This is a genomic window from Acinetobacter sp. RUH 2624 (genome assembly GCF_000162375.2).
GTDB classification, from domain to species: Bacteria; Pseudomonadota; Gammaproteobacteria; order Pseudomonadales; family Moraxellaceae; genus Acinetobacter; species Acinetobacter nosocomialis.
This window is the reverse complement of sequence record NZ_KI391939.1, coordinates 55234-73800: the sequence shown is the minus strand read 5'-3', so window position 1 is coordinate 73800 and position 18567 is coordinate 55234. Positions and strand designations below refer to the sequence as shown.

The following is an 18567-nucleotide window of genomic DNA, read 5'->3' as shown; positions in this document are numbered from 1 at the left end:
TTTTTGTAACTGCCAAAGCCTTATATAGTAAGGCTTTGAATATATTCAATTTGACATTATTAACATCTAATCAGTGACTTCATTTTATTAAAATGAGCCAATAAAAAACCCAGCTTAAGCTGGGTTTTTCACATCATTAAATTTGAGACTGAATATAATTTTGCAGGCCAATCAGCTCAATTAAACGCAACTGTTTTTCAAGCCAATAAGTATGGTCTTCTTCAGTATCTGATAATTGTTGACGTAACATGTCACGACTAATGTAGTCGCCTTTTTCTTCACAAAGTTTAATACCTGTGGCTAATTTTTCACGCACATGATATTCAAGTGCTAAATCAGCTTTTAAGCAAGATACAACGTCTGTACCAACATTGATATCTTCACGGTGCATGTTTGGTTTGGCACCTAAAAACAATACACGACGAATGATTGCATCGGCATGAGAAGCTTCTTCTTGCATCTCATGGTCAATACGCTCATAAATCTTGTTTAAGCCCCAATCTTCATACATACGAGAATGGATTAAATATTGATCACGGGCAGCCAACTCTCCGCCAATGAGCATATTTAAATAGTCTATGACTTCTGGATTGCCACGCATAATAAATCTCCTATCGTATGAGTCTATTATGGGCAAACTTAAAAATGATTGCAAAATAAAAAATAGTTAAGTTTATGATTTTTATCAAATTAAAATGAGAAACATACGCATTTGCAGTTTAAGTTATTTAAATTTCCTTTGCAAAAAGAAACGCTTGTCCGATTTATAAGCTCAGACAAGCGTTCAAATATGGCATAAACCATCAATTTATAAATTTGTAACTAAAATCAATGGTTCTTATTTCGCTAAGTCTTTTAGCTCAAAGTCTGCCCATAACTCGCCATGAGTGATAAGAAATCTGTTTCATTCATGACAGGAATACCTAATTTCGTAGCCTTTTCTAATTTTGAACCGGCTTTTTCACCTGCAACCACACACTTCGTTTTGCTTGATACGCTACCGCTTACACGCGCCCCTAATGCTTGTAGCATTTGAGTGGCCTGATCACGGGTCATTTGCTCTAACGTGCCTGTAAGTACCCAGCTTTCACCATTTAAGGGTTGGCGTGTTGGTGCAGTTGGCGCATCCCAATGAATACCCGCGGCAATTAAACGATCGAGTACTTCAATGTTATGCGGTGCCAAGAAAAAGTCAGCAATCCACTCTGCTGTAATATCCCCTACATCCGGGGTTTTCTTTAAAACTTCTACATTCGCAGCTTTAAGGGCCTCAAGCGTTTGGAAGGTATTTGCTAACATTCTAGCCGTTGTTTCACCTACTCCACGAATACCTAATGCATAAATAAAACGTGCTAGAGTTGTTTTCTTACTTGCTTCAATCGCATCTATTAGGTTCTGTACTGACTTTTCTCCCATTTTTTCAATGCCCAACAGTGTTTCTCTGTGTTCATGCAAATGGTAAATATCAGCCACATCTTTAAGTAAATCGAGACGTAATAAAGATTCTACCCAACGATCTCCCAAGCCCTCGATATCCATCGCTTTACGCGATACGAAGTGACGAATGGCTTCAATACGCTGTGCAGCACAATATAAACCGCCTGAACAACGTGCGAGAGCTTCACCTTCAGGCATCACTACAGGAGATGCACATACTGGGCAGGACTCTGGTAAATGAACAACTTCTGCTTCAGCAGGACGGAACTCTGGCCAAACTTTTTCTACTTTAGGAATTACGTCACCTGTACGGTAAACACTTACAGTATCTCCAACACGTACATCTAGACGGTGAATTTCTCCAATATTATGCAAAGTCACGTTAGAGACAGTCACACCACCCACAAAAACAGGGTTTAAGCGTGCTACAGGCGTTAAAGTCCCTGTACGCCCTACTTGCCAGTCAATTTGCTCAACAGTCGTAAGAGCGGCTTGTGCAGGGAATTTATAAGCGGTTGCCCAGCGTGGTTCTCGGCTTAAGAAACCAAGCTGCTGTTGTTGTTTTAAGTCATCGACCTTTACGACCATGCCATCAATTTCAACTTGGAGGCTTGGACGTTCTTGCTGAATTTGCTCATAACGCTGCTGTACTTCTTGAATTGAATTACACAAGTACTGACGCTCAGCAATTTGGAATCCAAGTTCCGTTAACCATTGCAAGCTATCATGCATAGTTGTGAGACCATGATTTGGTTCACATTGTGCAATTCCATACGCGTAAAATGCCAAAGGTCGACCAGCAGCAATATTCGGATCAAGTTGTCTTAAACTTCCTGCGGCTGCGTTTCGAGGGTTAGCGAAGGTTTTTTCCCCTTTTGCTTCCTGATCGGCATTCAGTTTTTCAAAACCAGACTTAGGCATGAGTACTTCGCCCCGTACTTCAAGTAGACGAGGTATTTCATATTTTTCTGAATGCAGAACTTTAGGTAAGTTACGAATGGTTTTAACGTTTTGAGTAATATCTTCGCCAGTTTCACCATCCCCACGAGTTACACCACGAACCAGTACGCCATTTTCATACCATAGTGAAATCGCAAGACCATCGAGTTTTAACTCAACTTCATATTGTACTTTCTGGTTTGGTAGTCGCTCTTCTACACGGCGTGCAAATGCAAATAAATCTTCTTGGTTAAATACGTTACCAAGTGAAAGCATTGGCACCACATGCGTCACACTCTCAAATTTTGAAAGCGCTTGACCACCTACTTTCGTAGTTGGTGAATCGGTTTGTACAAGTTCCGGATATTGCTCTTCTAAAGCTTTTAACTGATGAAATAAATGATCATATTCACTGTCCGAGATTGTCGGCTGATCCATAACATAGTAGGCATGGTTATGCTTTGCAATCAGTTGAATAAGCTGACGCATCTGTTCGATCACGGAAGTTATTGCCATTATTTTATTCACCATAAAAAAGGGTGGAAATTTCTCCACCCTGAGCTGCGACTAGATATTTTGCAATTATCGCAACCTATACCAAAAATTTAAACTAGGCTGTTGCCTGTGCTGGACGATAATCAATCACATGATGGCGCCAATGTTCTTTTAACTGCGGCGTAAATTCAAGATTATTTTCATCATAAACCTTACCATCAATTTCACGAGCAATCAGACCTGCAATACTGGTCATCATGTCAAAACCTGTCACGGCTTTACTGTTTGGAAGTGCAAGGAAAAATGCCAAGCCTTGAACTTGTTCAGCAGATAAAGTTTCTAAATCGAAACCAGCAGGACCATTATCGGTCATACGAAGTACAGAGAACATGAGTGCACTTGGTTCATCTGTATTTTCATAGCGATGGAAACAAGACATTTCACCGTAACGTAGACCATATTTTAAAAGTACTTTCAGTGCTTTATCGCCCGATAATGCACGGCGCGGATTTGGATAAACATTTAATGCAATAATCTGTTCAGCCATTGCCAACGCACTTTCGTCGTCAAAACGTTGTTGCTCATGTAGATGTACATCCAGAATATTACTTTCACCTTCAAATTCGGCAATTTCAGCCGTTTCAATATTTGGGTTTAAACTTAATTCTGGCTCAATTTTCAGTTGCTCTTCTGCAACTTTTGGTTCTGATGAGCTAACAACTTCTGGTTCAGCAGAAACGGTATCGACTAACTCAACTGAACTATTTTCGCTTACAGTTGGGCTAACAGTATGTTCTTCAGCTTTAACTTCTTCTACTTCTACTGGCGTATTTTCAACGGGTACTTGTGTCTGGACTGTTTGAGCTTGCGAAGCCTGTTCTAGTTCTTTTGTTTCCTTTTCTTTTGGCTGTTCCTGCTCGCTTAAAGTTGGTTCCACTCGTTCAGCAACGGCTGCTGACGCAACAGTAACTTCTGGCTGTTCAAGTTGATCTCGTACATGACGAGGGATAACTGGTTGATTACTTTCAGGATTAATATGTAAATCACTGTCTAGCGAGGGTTCAGCATGGTTCGGCTTTTTTAAAATCATTCTTAAGCCAATTAGCATGATAATAATGGCAACAACGATGCCAATAATCGTATTGATTTCCATTCTATGACTCCGAAACTAACCCGTATTCTTTTGCCTGTTCTAAATTGACAGTGACTAATTTTGATGTACCCGGTTCAGGCATGGTTACACCCAACAAGTCAGTTGCCATGGTCATCGCCAGCTTATTATGTGTAATGTAAATGAATTGTACATGTTCAGAAAGCTCTTTTACCAAATTACAATATCTCTGTACATTCGCATCGTCGAGTGGAGCGTCCACTTCATCGAGTACACAAAACGGTGCCGGATTTAACCTGAAAATAGCAAATACTAATGCTAACGCTGTTAACGCTTTTTCTCCACCGGAAAGTAATGCCAGAGAACTGTTTTTCTTACCCGGTGGTCTCGCCATGAGCTTAACCCCAGATTGCCAATCATCCTCAAGACTTAAACTGGCTTCACCACCATTAAAAACTTTTGGAAATAGATTTTGTAACTCTTGATTAATCTGATCAAAAGTCGACATAAACAACTTACGGGTTTCTTGGTCAATGCTCTTCATTGCATCTTTTAACTGAGTTACCGTATTTTCCAAGTCTTGAATTTGATGACTCAACTCATCAAAACGCTGAGAAACCTCTTCAAACTCTTGTGAAGCAGCTAAGTTAACTGCACCGATTTTTTCAAACTGTTTCTGTACTTTTTCCAGTTTTTGCTGGTGTTCAGTTAAATCTATTTTCAAGCCCGTTTGAAGCTCGGCATTTAACTCTTTGAGCTGTTCTTGATAGTGCTCACGATCAGACTTGGCTGCTTGCCATGCTAAACGCTTTGCTTCAAGCTGCTCTCTAAGCTTTTCATCTTGCTGTTGGTATTGATGACGTTGGTCTGTAAGTGTTTGTTGCTTCTCTTGAACACTATTAAGCTCAATCTGCCATTCATTCCATGTCTTTTGCAGCTTTTCAGTTTGAGCAAATTGTTGTTGAAACTCTGACTCAAGGTTTGGCAACTCTAACTGAATAGGGTCCACAAACTTTTTCGCCTGTTCCATTTGCGCTGTAATTTGTTGATATTGGCTCTGCAAGAACGAAATATCTTTTTCAAGTAGCTCAATCTGTTGAGTTGTATGCGTACTATTACGGCGTAAAATCTCACGTTCTTGTTGTTGCTGTTGCAAGACTTGTTGCTGTTCTTCAAGCTGCTCTGTTAATTCTTCTACCTGAAATTGCAAAGTTTTATAGTCAGGTAAAATGGTTTCAAGCTTCATTGCTAATGCATGCAAATCAATTTCAAGATCGTCTTTTTGCATTGCATCTTCTTCAAGCTGCATATCTAACTGAGCGAGTTGATCTTTCAATTGTTGTTTTTGCAATAAAAATGCTTGTGCTGCGGTTTGCTGTTTAGCAATTTGAACATCTAGCTGTTGCAAGTCTTTTTGCTTTTGTTTAATGGTTTGTTGTTTCTGCTGTAAGTCAGCTTGTAGCTGTGTAAGTTTTTCTTTTTCCTGAACTACCGTTTCATCTAATGCTTGTAGTTCAGGTTGCTGCTTGTGAAGAACTTGTTCAATTTCATCTAGACGAATACGATGACTGAGCATACCTTGCGCACTTTGACTTTCGTCATCATACATAAGAGCAATTACCCAGTCCTGCCCAACATGATAACCATCCAAGGTTAAGATAGACTGGCCATGTTGCAATTGCTTTTGCTCGTTTAAAGCGTGAGATAAATCTTGTGCAATCGCCACATTGGAAAATATTGAAAGCTGTGGTGACGCAATCCAATCATTCAAGCAAGTCAGGTTGCCCTTAAATTTGCTTGATTGCTCTGAAGGTTTTAACTGGCGAGCAATTCCTTCCTGAAAAGCTTGTTCAGTTTCAACAATATGTGCCTGTAACCATTTTGCTAAAAACTTTTCAATAATCTGTGCGTGTAGTTTGCCCTGCTCGGTTAACTCTAAAGCCTGCATTAAACGTAGCGTATCTTGGTTTTGCTTTGGACTTTGTTTAGCAACAAGCTGGCTTAAGTTTTTCTGCTCTGACAATAAAACCTGTATTTCTGTCTTTAACGTTTGCTGCTGGTTTTTATTTGCCTGATACGATTGTTGAGACTGTTCAATATGCTGCACATACTGCTCAATATCAGCCTCTAAGGTCGAGATTTCACGACCAAGCTGCTGTTGCAGTTGCTCAAGCTCGCCTTGTTCATCTTCGTGTACTTGCGATTGAATCTGACTTGCCTGATGTTGCAGTGTTTCTTTTTGCTGTTCAATGCGCTGAACATTTTTGCCTAATTGCTCGATTTGAGCAGACATTTGCATTTTTTGCTGCTGTTGTTTTTCAACCTGAGCTTTTACTTGCTCAAATTGTTGCTGCGCTTGCCGTTGCTGTGATTGTAAACCAGCAAAATTTTGCTCTGCTTCAGCTGCTGTATGCTCAACTGCTGTTAAAGCTTCAGTTTGTTCTTCTAGCTGACTATTCAGTGTTTCAAGCTGTAATTCAGAAAGCTGTAAACGTTCTTTCGTTTGAGCTTTTTGTTGTTCCAATTGAACAAGGGTTGTACTATTTTGCTGAAATAAACTCTGTTTTTGCTCAAGAGTCATTTTAAGTTCAGATAATTTTTTTTCAGCTTGCTGCCACTCTTGTTGTAGTGGTGAAGATTGCTGAATAAGTCTCTGAAATAAAGCACTGGTAGATTCTAAATCATGTTCAATCGTACTTAGCTCAGAGCGAACTAATTTAAAAGTTTCCCCCAGTTCGTTCATTTGAACGGTATATTCTTCTTGTAGGCGTACACTTTTCTCTGCCTGAAAAGACAAAATTTCAATTTTGAGTGTACGAATTTGACTTTCTAAGGTTTTATATTGAACCGCAGCTTCTGACTGACGCTTAAGTGTTTTAAGCTGAGATTTTAACTCAAGCGCAATATCTTCCAAACGTGAAAGGTTTTGCTCCGTATGTTCAAGGTGCTGCAAGGTTTCGCGGCGACGCGCCTGATAACGAGAGACACCAGCTGCTTCTTCAATGAAAATACGCATTTCTTCAGGTTTAGCATCAACCAAGCGGTTAATCATGCCCTGTTCAATCACAGCATAAGAGCGTGGCCCTAAACCCGTTCCCAAGAAAATGTCGGTAATATCACGGCGGCGGCAACGTGTACCATTTAAGAAATATTCAGATTTACCTTCACGGGTCACCTGACGACGAACAGCGAGCTCGTTATAAGCGTTATAAGCTCCCCCCAATTTGCCATAGGTATTGTCAAAACGCAGTTCCACACTGGCAACACCCACTGGTTTACGCTTGGATGTTCCGGTAAAAATAACATCTTGCATACTACCACCACGAAGCTGACGAGCGTTTGACTCACCCATCACCCAGCGGATCGCATCAATAACATTGGATTTGCCACAACCATTTGGACCAACCACTGCTGTACGGTTAGCCTTGAAATTTAAAGTTGTACTATCTGCAAAAGATTTAAAGCCGGAAAGTTTTAAACTGCTTAAACGCATAATGCCCTAACTAACGGCGTGAGCGTCTCGCCCAAGCCAATTCAATCTGTTTCATTCGTGTCAGCGATTCCAACACAAGGTTACGTAAGTGTCGACAAAAATCTTCCATAAATAAAGCGGCTTGTTGTGATTTTCGGATCAAAATTGCATCAGTCACGAGTTTAAATAATGCAAACGCTTCTTGCAGTTCCCTTTTAGAGGTATTTAGCGTCAAAAAATAACTACGACGTAACGAAGGTAATAATTCTTTATAAAATTTCATTAAATAAGGATTACCCACCATATCTTGCTGTTCAGCCAGATATTGGAAAATGGCATCGTAGAATTTTTCAATATCGCCTGCTTTTACATGTTCAAGAAGCTGTTCTAACAAAAGCTGTAATTGATCAGCTTCATGGGCGCGCCATGTTTCACTGATGCGTTGTACAATATGCCCCAATAACATCATATTTGTATCAAACAGTGCTTTCACTTGTTGTGCCGACATTTCTGAAACAATTGCCCCCCGACGCGGAAAAATCTCAATAAGATGCGTACGTTCAAGCAATAATAATGCTTCACGAACTGACCCCCTACTTACATCAAGCTCTTTCGCAATACGAAGCTCTTGTATGCGTTCGCCTTCGACCAATTCGCCGCTAATAATCTGTTCGCTAATATATTTGACAATTTGCTCAGAAAGACTCTCTGTCTCTTCGAGATTCATAAATCACCCGCTACTTTTTATATGCATTAATCCATGCTTTTCTTTCGCATCCTTGTTTTTAACTGATCCCATCCATTAAAAACTATGTCATTGTCTGACAATTTTATTGCATTTTAAGCCAACCCGCCCAAAATCCATACAGAAATCGGATGAAAAACTCAGCTTTAGTCTGTTTAAATCTTCAAATAAAAAAAGCTTAAACTGTGAGAGTCTAAGCTTCCTTTTCTATATTTTTTAATAAAACGTTTTTAATTCATAAAACCTTTATAAATAAAATAACTGCCTACCACGACTAACAAGCAAGCAAAGCATTTTTTTAGCATTTGTGGTGACAATGCATGTGCAACCTTGGCACCAAGTTTAGCGGTCACAAAACTCATGACACTAATACCAATAAAAGCATAGATGTGCACATAACCAATCGTATTAGGTACAGAAATGTGCTCCTTAGCACCAAACCACATAAAGCCAATTGCACCCGCTACAGCAATAGGTAAACCACAAGCGGCAGAAGTCGCGACTGCTTTTTGCATGACTACACCATGACGGTTTAAATACGGAACAGTTAAGCTACCACCTCCAATACCAAAAATTGCAGAGGCAATACCAATACCACCACCTGCCATAAACTGCATAGGTGTTGAAGGAAGCTGACGTGTTGGATCAACAACCACATTTGCGCCTTTAAACATACGATAGGCCATCACAACTGCAAACACACCAATCAGAAGCTGTAAATGCTGACCAGATAAAAGATCGGCAATGCCTGCGCCTAAAAATGAGCCCAGCACAAGACCGGGTGCTAGATTACGAAAAACAGACCAAAGAACTGCACCTTTTTTATGATGGGCAGAAACAGAACTAAAAGACGTCACAATAATGGTTGCTAAGGAGGTTCCGACTGCAATATGCATGATTACTGCCGGGTCATAGTGCAACTGGGTAAAAACGACATAGAGGATTGGTACAATAATTAGTCCACCGCCAACTCCAAACAATCCGGCAGTAAAACCAGCAATTGCGCCAATGAGTAAATATATGATTAACTCCATAAATGTTTTACCACTCTGCTCATATTCAACATGGATTTAGAGACTCGCCAACTACAACAACTTTTAAGCGCAAAAAACCAGCTTCCAGAAGTGGTTTTATTAAAAGCAACCACAACTTCGACCAATGATGATATTCGTGAAATTGCCCAAAAAGGCATTACAACGGGCTTGGTTTGCAGTGCTCAACAAACTCAAGGGCGAGGTCAACATCAACGGCAATGGATTTCACCTGAAGGAAACATTTATTTAAGCACATTGGTGCAAACTCGAACACCCTTAGATGGTCGCTTAGCACTTGAAGTTGCTCTAAATATTCTGCAAATCTCACAGTTACAACCTTTGAGCTTACAAGTGAAATGGCCAAATGATTTGTATAGTGCGCATGGGAAATGGGGTGGAATTTTGGTCGAACCACTTTCTCAGCATCAGGCTATTGTAGGCGTGGGTATTAATTTAAAAACACCACCAGTGACTGATAGTGATCAGCCAATCACCTCTTTAGAAGATTTAGGTTTAGAGCAAATGAGTCGTCTTGAACTCATGTCAGAACTCTACGTTGCAATTCAAAATGCAGCTCGCTGGTTTGATCATGGTTGTTATAACTTAGCAGGTCGTTTTAACCATCATGCAGCTTGGTTGAATCAGTTAGTTCAATTCGAACATAGTCAAGGATTGGTACAGGGCCGTTTTGTTGGAATTTCTAATGAAGGTGCAGTAATTCTTGAAACTCCAGAACCACAGCAGTTTTATCAAGGTCGTTTAAGACCACAATCAACTCAGTAATCAGGTATTTTCCCCATGAAAAGTTTATGGCTTGATATCGGAAACACACGTTTAAAATACTGGATTACTGAAAATCAGCAAATTATTGAACATGCAGCTGAGTTACATTTGCAGTCCCCTGCCGATTTATTACTTGGATTAATCCAACACTTTAAACATCAAGGTCTACATCGAATTGGCATTTCTTCGGTACTTGACACTGAAAACAACCAGCGTATTCAGCAGATTTTAAAATGGCTTGAAATTCCTGTTGTTTTTGCCAAAGTGCATGCTGAATATGCGGGTTTGCAATGTGGCTATGAAGTACCTAGTCAGCTTGGGATTGACCGCTGGTTACAAGTATTGGCTGTTGCAGAGGAACAAGAAAATTATTGTATTATTGGTTGTGGAACTGCGCTCACGATTGATTTAACTAAAGGTAAGCAGCATTTAGGCGGTTATATTCTGCCAAACCTTTATTTACAGCGTGACGCACTGATTCAAAACACCAAAGGTATTAAAATTCCCGATTCAGCTTTTGATAATCTAAATCCGGGCAATAACACGGTCGATGCAGTGCATCACGGTATTTTGTTAGGCCTTATTAGTACAATTGAGAGCATCATGCAGCAATATCCTAAAAAGCTGCTCCTCACAGGTGGAGATGCCCCCCTTTTTGCTAAATTTCTAAAGAAGTACCAGCCAACTGTTGAAACAGACCTTTTACTAAAAGGACTGCAACAATATATTGCCTATTATCCTAAAGATTAAAATGTACAGCAAAATAAAAGGCGCTCTAGGCGCCTTTTATTTTATGGTTTTATTTCTTTTGGTCATTGTTACCAAAGAGTGGCCCCATACCGCCGCCACCGCCAAATTGTTTTTGCATATTGCCTAATGAACGCATCATTTTGCTCATACCAGATGGATTCGCAAACTTCTTCATCATTTTAGCCATTTGCGCTTGTTGCTTAATAAGCTTATTCACTTCAGCAACATCCATACCACAACCTGCCGCAATACGTTTTTTACGACTTGGGTTCATCAGGTCTGGGTTACGGCGTTCTTTAACAGTCATCGATTGGATAATTGCTTCCATTTTTTTGACTTGTTTTTCAGGATTCGCTTGCTCAATCGCTTGCTGGATTCCTGCACCGCTCATGCCAGGCAACTTGTCTAAGAAGCCCATCATGCCGCCCATTTTTTTCATTTGCTCAAATTGCATCAGCATATCTTCAAAGTTGAAGCTACCGCCTTTTTGCAATTTTTTCGCCATTTTTTCGGCTTTTTCTTTGTCGATTTTACGTTCAACTTCTTCGACTAAAGAAAGTACGTCACCCATACCTAAAATACGTTGAGCAACACGATCCGGATGGAATGGCTCTAAGGCATCAAGCTTTTCGCCCATACCCAAGAACTTGATTGGCTTACCAGTAATCGCACGTACAGAAAGTGCCGCACCACCACGCGCATCACCATCAGTTTTAGTAAGAATCACACCTGTAAGTGCTAATGCATCATTAAAGGCTTTAGCAGTATTTGCAGCATCCTGACCTGTCATGGCATCAACCACGAACAGAGTTTCAATCGGCTTAACTGCTGCATGCAATTCTTTAATTTCGTCCATCATGTCTTCATCGACATGTAAACGACCTGCTGTATCGACAATCAACACATCGGCAAACTGGATTTTTGCCTGCTCAATTGCACGGTTAACGATATCAATAGGCTTTTCAGAAGGATCTGAAGGAATAAAGCCTGCGCCAACTTCTGTTGACACAGTTTCTAACTGTTTGATCGCTGCTGGACGGTAAACGTCGGCAGAAACGGTCATTACTTTTTTCTTTTGACGTTCTTTTAAGAAACGTGCCAGCTTGGCAGCAGTTGTAGTTTTACCTGCACCTTGTAAACCAGCAAGCAATACAACCACTGGAGGCTTAGCACTTAAATCCAGTGTTTCATTGGCCTCACCCATCATCTTGGTGAGTTCGTCATAGACAATTTTTACAAATGCCTGGCCTGGAGATAACTGGGTCATCACTTCTTGGCCCAATGCCTCTTCCTTAACTTTCGCGATAAATTCACGAGTTACAGGTAACGCGACATCGGCTTCAAGAAGAGCCATACGTACTTCACGTAAGGTATCTTTAATATTGTCTTCGGTCAGCTGCCCTGAGCCAGTAACATTTCTTAAACTCTGCGTGAGTCGTTCTGTTAAGGTATCAAACATTGCAAAATCCGCTTAAAATGGCTAGTTGCAAAAAAATCTTTCTCGAAATAGAAAATTTATGCATAGAATGCTATAGGATACTTTAGTTCGCAGCGAATTTATATCTTATCTAGATGAATTAATCCTGAAAAAGGTTTGACATGATTAGCCTCCCCTTGGTTTACACAATTTTGGCACTCATCGCATATACCACTTCTTTCTGGTATCTGTTCATACGTTTAATGTCAAAACGTGAACCAAACCCATGGTTATTTGCTCTTGTTACGACCTTGGCACTGCTACTGCACGGCACAGTTTTATGTCATGCAATGCTCACGCCTTTAGGAATTAACTATGATGTTTTTAATCTAGTCTCTTTTACATCGTGGCTTATGTTGTTGTTAAGTTTAATTTTTAGTACTTTTCGTCCGATTGTACCTTTAAACTTATTAGGCATTCCTGTAGCAGCCATTGGTCTTATTTTAGGTTTTGCATTTAGTAAACCAAATCAGTTTATTGAGCAGCACTCATTAGGCTTAGATACGCATATTATTCTTTCACTTTCGGCCTATGCGGTTCTACTCATGGCAACCATACATGCAATCTTGATATGGTTCCAAAACCGTGAACTCAAAAAGAAACAAAAAAAACGCTTCTGGGTCAATTTACTCCCGCCCATTCAGGCCATGGAGTCCTTGTTATTTGATTTAATTATTACCGGTTTTATTTTATTAACCATTGCTCTGGCGTTTGGTTTCTTAACTGTTGATAGTTTCTTTGCTCAGCATCTCGCTCATAAAACCGTATTTAGTATTATTTCATGGATTATTTATGGCTCATTACTCATTGGCCATTACAAACTCGGCTGGCGCGGTCAAAAAGCGATTCGTTTTACCCTAATTGGTTTTGCATTATTAGCGATCGGCTTTATTGGCAGTAAATTTGTGCTTGAGATGATATTAGGCCGATAAAACAATTAAAATTTCAGCACTACTAGACAGCGTTATACATATCCCGTATAACACTGTTTTTGTTTTAATCAGGTGACTCAGACTGTGAAACTCATACTCGCTCCAATGGAAGGTTTAACTGACCCGATCATGCGGGATACACTCACATCTGTTGGTCATTTCGACTGGTGTGTAACCGAGTTTATTCGCGTTACAGACAGTATTTTGCCAGACCATATTTACTATAGTTTTTGTCCTGAGTTAAAGAACGACGGTAAAACAGCTGCGGGAACGCCTGTGCATGTTCAGTTCTTAGGGAATAATCCAGATATGCTGGCAGCAAATGCTGCAAAAGTGGTTGAACTAGGTGCTCCTGCAATCGACCTTAATTTTGGTTGCCCTGCAAAAACAGTCAATCGTCATAGAGGTGGATCCGTACTTCTAGATGAACCAGACGTGGTACATATACTCATTAAAGCAGTCCGCGATGCGGTACCAGCGCATATTCCTGTTTCAGCAAAAATGCGTCTGGGTTATCTCGATGAAAACCACACCATGGAAAATGCCCATGCGGTCGAAGATGCTGGCGCAAGCTGGTTAACAGTACATGCGCGAACGAAAGCAGATGGCTATACGCCTCCTGCCTACTGGGAAAAAATTCTACCGATTAAAGAAGCTTTAAAAATTAATGTCATTGCTAACGGCGAAATCTGGACCAATGCCGATGCAAAAGCCTGCCAACAGCAATCTGGTTGTGAAGATTTAATGATTGGTCGCGGTGCTGTGACGACTCCCGACTTAACGCAGTGCATTCGTAATAATATGGATGAGGCATTATTTAGTTGGGAACAACTCGTTGACTTACAAATCCGTTTTTTAAATGGTCAAGCCAAAACAGAAATTGGTATGGTTGGTCGTTATAAGCAATGGCTAGGTATGATGACCAAAGCCTACCCTCAAGCCAAAGAATTATGGGACCAAGTTAAACGCATTAAAGCTTTAGATGAAATTGTTCAAAAGTTACAACAAACCAGTTCATCACATCGTTAAACAATTAAAATTTATAAAAGAGGGTGGTTGTTTATACAACTACCCTCTTTTTTATTTCAGGTTAAGTAATTAGTTTTAAAAACCGCTTACTTTCATTTTAAAGTCGGTTACCGAAGCACCTGTAACTCCAAAACTCCCCATCGACCCATTAGGTAAATTATTAAACGTTGTTGGACTTTGTATTCCTGCATTTCCTAAAGTTATATTGTTAAGCGATGCATCAAATTTACTCGAGACACCTGTATTGCCAAAAGTAAGCCCTGTTGGGTCAACTCCAGCATAAAACCCATCAAGAACAAACCCTGTAGATGAATTTGTTCCTGCAAATTTAAATCCAAAATTCGCACCGGTATTATCAGACACTAACGTAATTGGACAACCAGATGCAGCAGAACAAATCGATTGAATGGCTCCACCAAATTTGACCATGACAGACTGGGCAGCATGACCCAATTGAATGTTTAAACGAGGTTTATTGGTCTGTACAAAGTTAATGTCCAAATTTCCAGTAGAGCGAATCAGTTCTTTCACGCCTGTATTTACTGTTGTTCCCGAACTAAAAATTGATTTTGGTGCATAACTAGTCACCGCATAATCCGAAGGACTAGAAACTGATGTATTAGGTGCCAAATAAACTGAAAATGGTGTAAGCCGAATACCATTGACATCACTTCCCATTGTGACAGCCAAGTTCACAAAAGGCTTACCGGCACCTGCATCGGTATCTATAGCAATATTGAAAGAAGGATTGGTCGATACAGCCGCTTTAATAAATTCTATACTTGGAACAGGATTAGTAGAGTTTCCTGCAATGACAAGACCAGCTTTACTATTGTAAGAGGTAGAAGCGATACCATTGGTATCAATCAAGGCGACTTGATTAAATTTAACTTTATCGGCCTGAATGCCTAGCGTTAAACCATTTTGACCCGTCGTTGCTGAAAGACTTTGGTCATCTAATGGTTGCATCGCAAAAACACTTGAACTACTGGCAAATAATAACCAGCAGACTATATTTTTATTTTTCATGTTGCTCTAATCCTTAAGAGACAAACGTTTATTATTTGTTCAGATTATCAGAATAATAGATGAGTACAAAACAATTATCTCTATAACCCGACGAATGCAAATCCAATCACATTCAAAATAAATTTTTTATAAAAAGTGGCGATATCGCCACTTTTCTTTATTAGTTAAAAGCACCATTTCTCGGCACAATACTGAAGCTACTATTTAAACGTCCACCAGTAATTGCAAGTTCACCTAAACGTGCGCCTGCCCCTGTTGAAGGTGGATAGAAATTAATATCTTTAACTCGTAAGGCACCATCAATATTCTTATCAGGGTTAAAGTACACTGCGGTATTTACACCAACCTTACCTAATCCACTCGCGCTGTCTTTTCCAACAACTAATGCCGTGTTAAACGCAAGCTTACCAGTCATATTCTCAAAACCAATTGCAGAGCCATCAATCGGATCACTAATTTGGACTGAGTTTCCAGTTGCTGTAGCAGGCATTGTAAAATCACCCAAAACAGTGAGCGCACTACCATCAGCAATTGAACTATTAGGTACAATCGATAAATTTAAATCACCGCCTAAGCGTAGTTTAAGACCAAATAAAACGTCATTATTTCTGGCAAAGTTATCAATTGGTGAAGTACAAGATCCTGTTACCGGACAAGTTTTATATTTAGCGCCTGGTAAATAACCCGCTGCAATTTCAGTTGATAAGGCCAGTAACATATCTTTTAAACCGATATTTAAACTGCCATTTTCTAAACCGATAGTGCCATTACCTTTGAGGAACATATCGATATTACGTAAGCCCATGTAATAGTCGGTAGGATTACCCGCATTATTGGCATTTGGAGAACCATCAATTAATAAAATTGAAGTTGTTTTTGTACCGCCTGTGTCACGTCCTGTTGTGCCAACAGCGACACCAAATCCTAAACGCGAAGTCGTTCCTGAGGTACCTACAGCATTCTGAACGGGTCTACCATTAGCATCTTTTGTATAGTAAAAAGCGCTATTCGCAGGTGCATCTACCCCATAAACTGCGGCATTAGCATTTAAATTATAAAAAGGTAACGCCAAGCCCCATTGATTACTTAAGCCATTATCTGCAAATTGATTAGCTGCAGCGACATTTGCACTGCTAGTAAAGCGACCACGTCTAGAAAATGCCTGAAACTCTGCTCCACGCATCGCAAGAATTAGACTAAATGGATTAGTCACCGTATCCCGGTGAATATTATGTTGATAATCGGCAGCGGTTGTTAAAGTGCCAGATCCTAAACGAATTGCATTTAACGTTGCGTTATTCGGCATTAATAAGGTTTTTGTATCAGCAAGATTTAAATAAATATTTCCGCTATCAAAGTAACCACGTGTAGCTGAGTTCAGCCCAGTTAAATTACCAAACTCAAAACCATAAGCATTCAACCCTGCCCCACCAATTTCTAAAGTCGTGGCTTTGCCATCGGCGCCTAGCATAGAATCGTTATCTTTAGTGAACTCACCTTTCATACGAAAGGCAATTCCAGTATTACCCAAAATACTATTACTTGAGGTGGTGCCTGAGGCAGTATTTGCTGTACCTAAGATTGCCGTGTCCGAAGAGCCATCCATACCACGGACTTGTAAATAACTATTTACCATACGTCCGCTTGCGCCTACACGAATTAAACCTTTTGAATTTTGCGGTGTATTCGTAGCATCTAACCCATAAGGATTGGTTTTATCTACATTAGAACTGAGCATTACTTCAATATTCAGACCTGAATTAGTCACTTTGCCATTGCTATCAACATAAGTACCTGCCGTTAAACCCGAAGCTGAGTCTGCTACCCGATTAAAATCGACATAGCCATATGTACTATTTGGTGTTTGTCCAATAGCAGCCATATTTGACCCAGTATTAGTTTGTAAAACCAAGCCACGGATAGGGTCAATAAACATGACACCTTTACCCACAAAATTAAAGTTAAAATTCTTTAAAATTAGTTGGTTGAGTTGACTACGAGCATCTAACTGTCCTAAATAAATATTTGCGTTATTTATACCCAATGTCATATTTGACTGGCTATTTGGAGTAAACAGGCCATCTTGAGTAGTCAATGCTAGATTTAAAGGTGATGTTGTTTGGATAGCCAACTGCCCTAACGTAGGTGAGCATGTAGCAGAACTATTACAAACCTTCACGCTATTTACCGTAATGAGGGATGGACTACTTTGCATAGAAAAATCGACCCCAGCTTTACCTGTAGTCGTATTACTCCCCACATCTAAACGGTAGTTCGTTCCTAAAGCTTGTGTAGAGGCATTACTTTTTTGTATTTTTACACCACTCGCTTGAGCTCTTAAAACCTGATCAGCACTTGTTGGCGTGCCCGCATGATCATCCCAATAAGCATTATCAACATTAATTTCGTTGAAAGTCGTTTGAATTGAGATCCCATCTTGACCATTGACTGCACTCAGATCGGCATCGGTTAAAGCTTCTAAAGCAAAAACTTGTCCACTCACTAACAACATGCTGGCTGTTAATGTATTTAAAATAAACTTTGAGCCGTGACTTTCTTTATTTTTGTTCATCACTTCAGTTCCTTTGAAATCTACATTAACCGTTAACAACGGGGATGGCTACCATCACAGCTAAACACCATGACTTTTCCTTGAATAGCCAAGTTGCCGTTCATCATTAAACCCATAAAACCTGTTTCACGTCCATAGTCATAGGCTGAAGGCGTTGCTGTGGCCACTTGCTGAGTCGCACTGTTTGCAGTTGCAGCATACGTTGGTTTTTTGAAATATGCATAATCATACATATTCGTACTCGAACCTTGGGTCGTTGTTGAACTTGTAAAGTTATCTTGCTCAATGGATAAAGCATTAAAACCAAAGTTACGAATTAAAATCGGTTGTGCTGCACTAAAACTAAGTTGAATAGCAGGTTTTATAATTTCGGTATTGGTTTTATCAAGATACTTCAAATCAGCACCATCCAAACCCATTTTTTGGATGTTTAAAGTTCCTTGTACACCTTTAAACACCAACCAAAGCTTATTACCGCTATCACTATTTTCAGCCCAACCACTTGGCTTAGTTGCATCTGCTTGCACAAAACGTTTATTAATTGCTAAACCAATGTGGCAGAACTCTACGTTTTCACAAACGCCGCCACTACCATTATCAAATATACCGTTACTGGTCTGGTTTAAATTAAGCATTAAAGACAAATCAGCACCAGCTTGACCATTAATCGCCTGTAAAGCGTCGTTGTCCAAAGTTTGTAATTCTGCATGAGTCGCAGTTGCCCAAAGAGTAAGGAGGAGTAAAGCAGTTATTTTTTTCATC

The 18567-nt window shown here is 39.9% G+C and carries 14 protein-coding genes; 4 read left to right on the top strand and 10 right to left on the bottom strand.

Annotated features, from left to right (window positions below; translation table 11 throughout):
- Positions 1-136 precede the first annotated feature (136 nt).
- The 6 genes from bfr to HMPREF0014_RS07055 form a co-directional block, all read right to left on the bottom strand.
- Positions 137-601: a bacterioferritin gene (gene bfr / locus HMPREF0014_RS07080; protein ID WP_001214863.1), complete on the bottom strand. Its 465-nt coding sequence runs from the start codon at positions 599-601 to the stop codon at positions 137-139.
- A gap of 254 nt (positions 602-855) precedes the next feature.
- Positions 856-2892, bottom strand: coding sequence for an NAD-dependent DNA ligase LigA (ligA, locus tag HMPREF0014_RS07075; protein WP_031944290.1), 2037 nt, complete (start codon positions 2890-2892; stop codon positions 856-858).
- Between the two features lie 94 nt (positions 2893-2986).
- Positions 2987-4024, bottom strand: coding sequence for a cell division protein ZipA C-terminal FtsZ-binding domain-containing protein (locus tag HMPREF0014_RS07070; RefSeq protein ID WP_006581118.1), 1038 nt, complete (start codon positions 4022-4024; stop codon positions 2987-2989).
- Between the two features lies 1 nt (position 4025).
- On the bottom strand, positions 4026-7475 hold the full coding sequence (gene smc, locus HMPREF0014_RS07065) for a chromosome segregation protein SMC (protein WP_006581119.1): 3450 nt from the start codon (positions 7473-7475) through the stop codon (positions 4026-4028).
- Positions 7476-7485: 10 nt separating this feature from the next.
- Positions 7486-8181 carry a GntR family transcriptional regulator gene (locus HMPREF0014_RS07060; protein WP_001047228.1) on the bottom strand — a complete coding sequence of 232 codons (696 nt, stop codon included), beginning with the start codon at positions 8179-8181 and terminating at the stop codon, positions 7486-7488.
- A gap of 248 nt (positions 8182-8429) precedes the next feature.
- On the bottom strand, positions 8430-9233 hold the full coding sequence (locus HMPREF0014_RS07055; RefSeq protein ID WP_006581120.1) for a sulfite exporter TauE/SafE family protein: 804 nt from the start codon (positions 9231-9233) through the stop codon (positions 8430-8432).
- A 30-nt stretch (positions 9234-9263) separates the two neighbouring features.
- On the opposite strand from HMPREF0014_RS07055, the gene HMPREF0014_RS07050 reads away from it, so the two are divergent.
- Both HMPREF0014_RS07050 and HMPREF0014_RS07045 read left to right on the top strand, forming a co-directional pair.
- Positions 9264-10016 carry a biotin--[acetyl-CoA-carboxylase] ligase gene (locus HMPREF0014_RS07050; protein WP_006581121.1) on the top strand — a complete coding sequence of 251 codons (753 nt, stop codon included), beginning with the start codon at positions 9264-9266 and terminating at the stop codon, positions 10014-10016.
- Between the two features lie 15 nt (positions 10017-10031).
- Positions 10032-10766 carry a pantothenate kinase gene (locus HMPREF0014_RS07045; protein ID WP_006581122.1) on the top strand — a complete coding sequence of 245 codons (735 nt, stop codon included), beginning with the start codon at positions 10032-10034 and terminating at the stop codon, positions 10764-10766.
- A 49-nt stretch (positions 10767-10815) separates the two neighbouring features.
- Here the strand turns inward: HMPREF0014_RS07045 and ffh are convergent, their stop codons facing one another.
- A complete protein-coding gene (gene ffh / locus HMPREF0014_RS07040) occupies positions 10816-12225 on the bottom strand; it encodes a signal recognition particle protein (RefSeq protein WP_006581123.1) in 1410 nt (469 codons plus the stop codon).
- A gap of 140 nt (positions 12226-12365) precedes the next feature.
- On the opposite strand from ffh, the gene ccsA reads away from it, so the two are divergent.
- The gene (gene ccsA / locus HMPREF0014_RS07035; RefSeq protein WP_000624644.1) at positions 12366-13175 is read left to right on the top strand and encodes a cytochrome c biogenesis protein CcsA; all 810 of its coding nucleotides are present in this window, start codon (positions 12366-12368) and stop codon (positions 13173-13175) included.
- Between the two features lie 84 nt (positions 13176-13259).
- Positions 13260-14204, top strand: a complete 945-nt coding sequence (locus HMPREF0014_RS07030) for a tRNA-dihydrouridine synthase (protein WP_006581124.1) — start codon at positions 13260-13262, stop codon at positions 14202-14204.
- Positions 14205-14279: 75 nt separating this feature from the next.
- Here the strand turns inward: HMPREF0014_RS07030 and HMPREF0014_RS07025 are convergent, their stop codons facing one another.
- From HMPREF0014_RS07025 to HMPREF0014_RS07015, 3 genes are all read right to left on the bottom strand, one after another.
- Positions 14280-15233: a DUF6160 family protein gene (locus HMPREF0014_RS07025; protein WP_006581125.1), complete on the bottom strand. Its 954-nt coding sequence runs from the start codon at positions 15231-15233 to the stop codon at positions 14280-14282.
- Between the two features lie 160 nt (positions 15234-15393).
- Positions 15394-17805, bottom strand: a complete 2412-nt coding sequence (locus HMPREF0014_RS07020; RefSeq protein WP_020992186.1) for a DUF6160 family protein — start codon at positions 17803-17805, stop codon at positions 15394-15396.
- 32 nt (positions 17806-17837) lie between these two features.
- Positions 17838-18566 carry a DUF6160 family protein gene (locus HMPREF0014_RS07015; protein WP_004710345.1) on the bottom strand — a complete coding sequence of 243 codons (729 nt, stop codon included), beginning with the start codon at positions 18564-18566 and terminating at the stop codon, positions 17838-17840.
- Position 18567 lies beyond the last annotated feature (1 nt).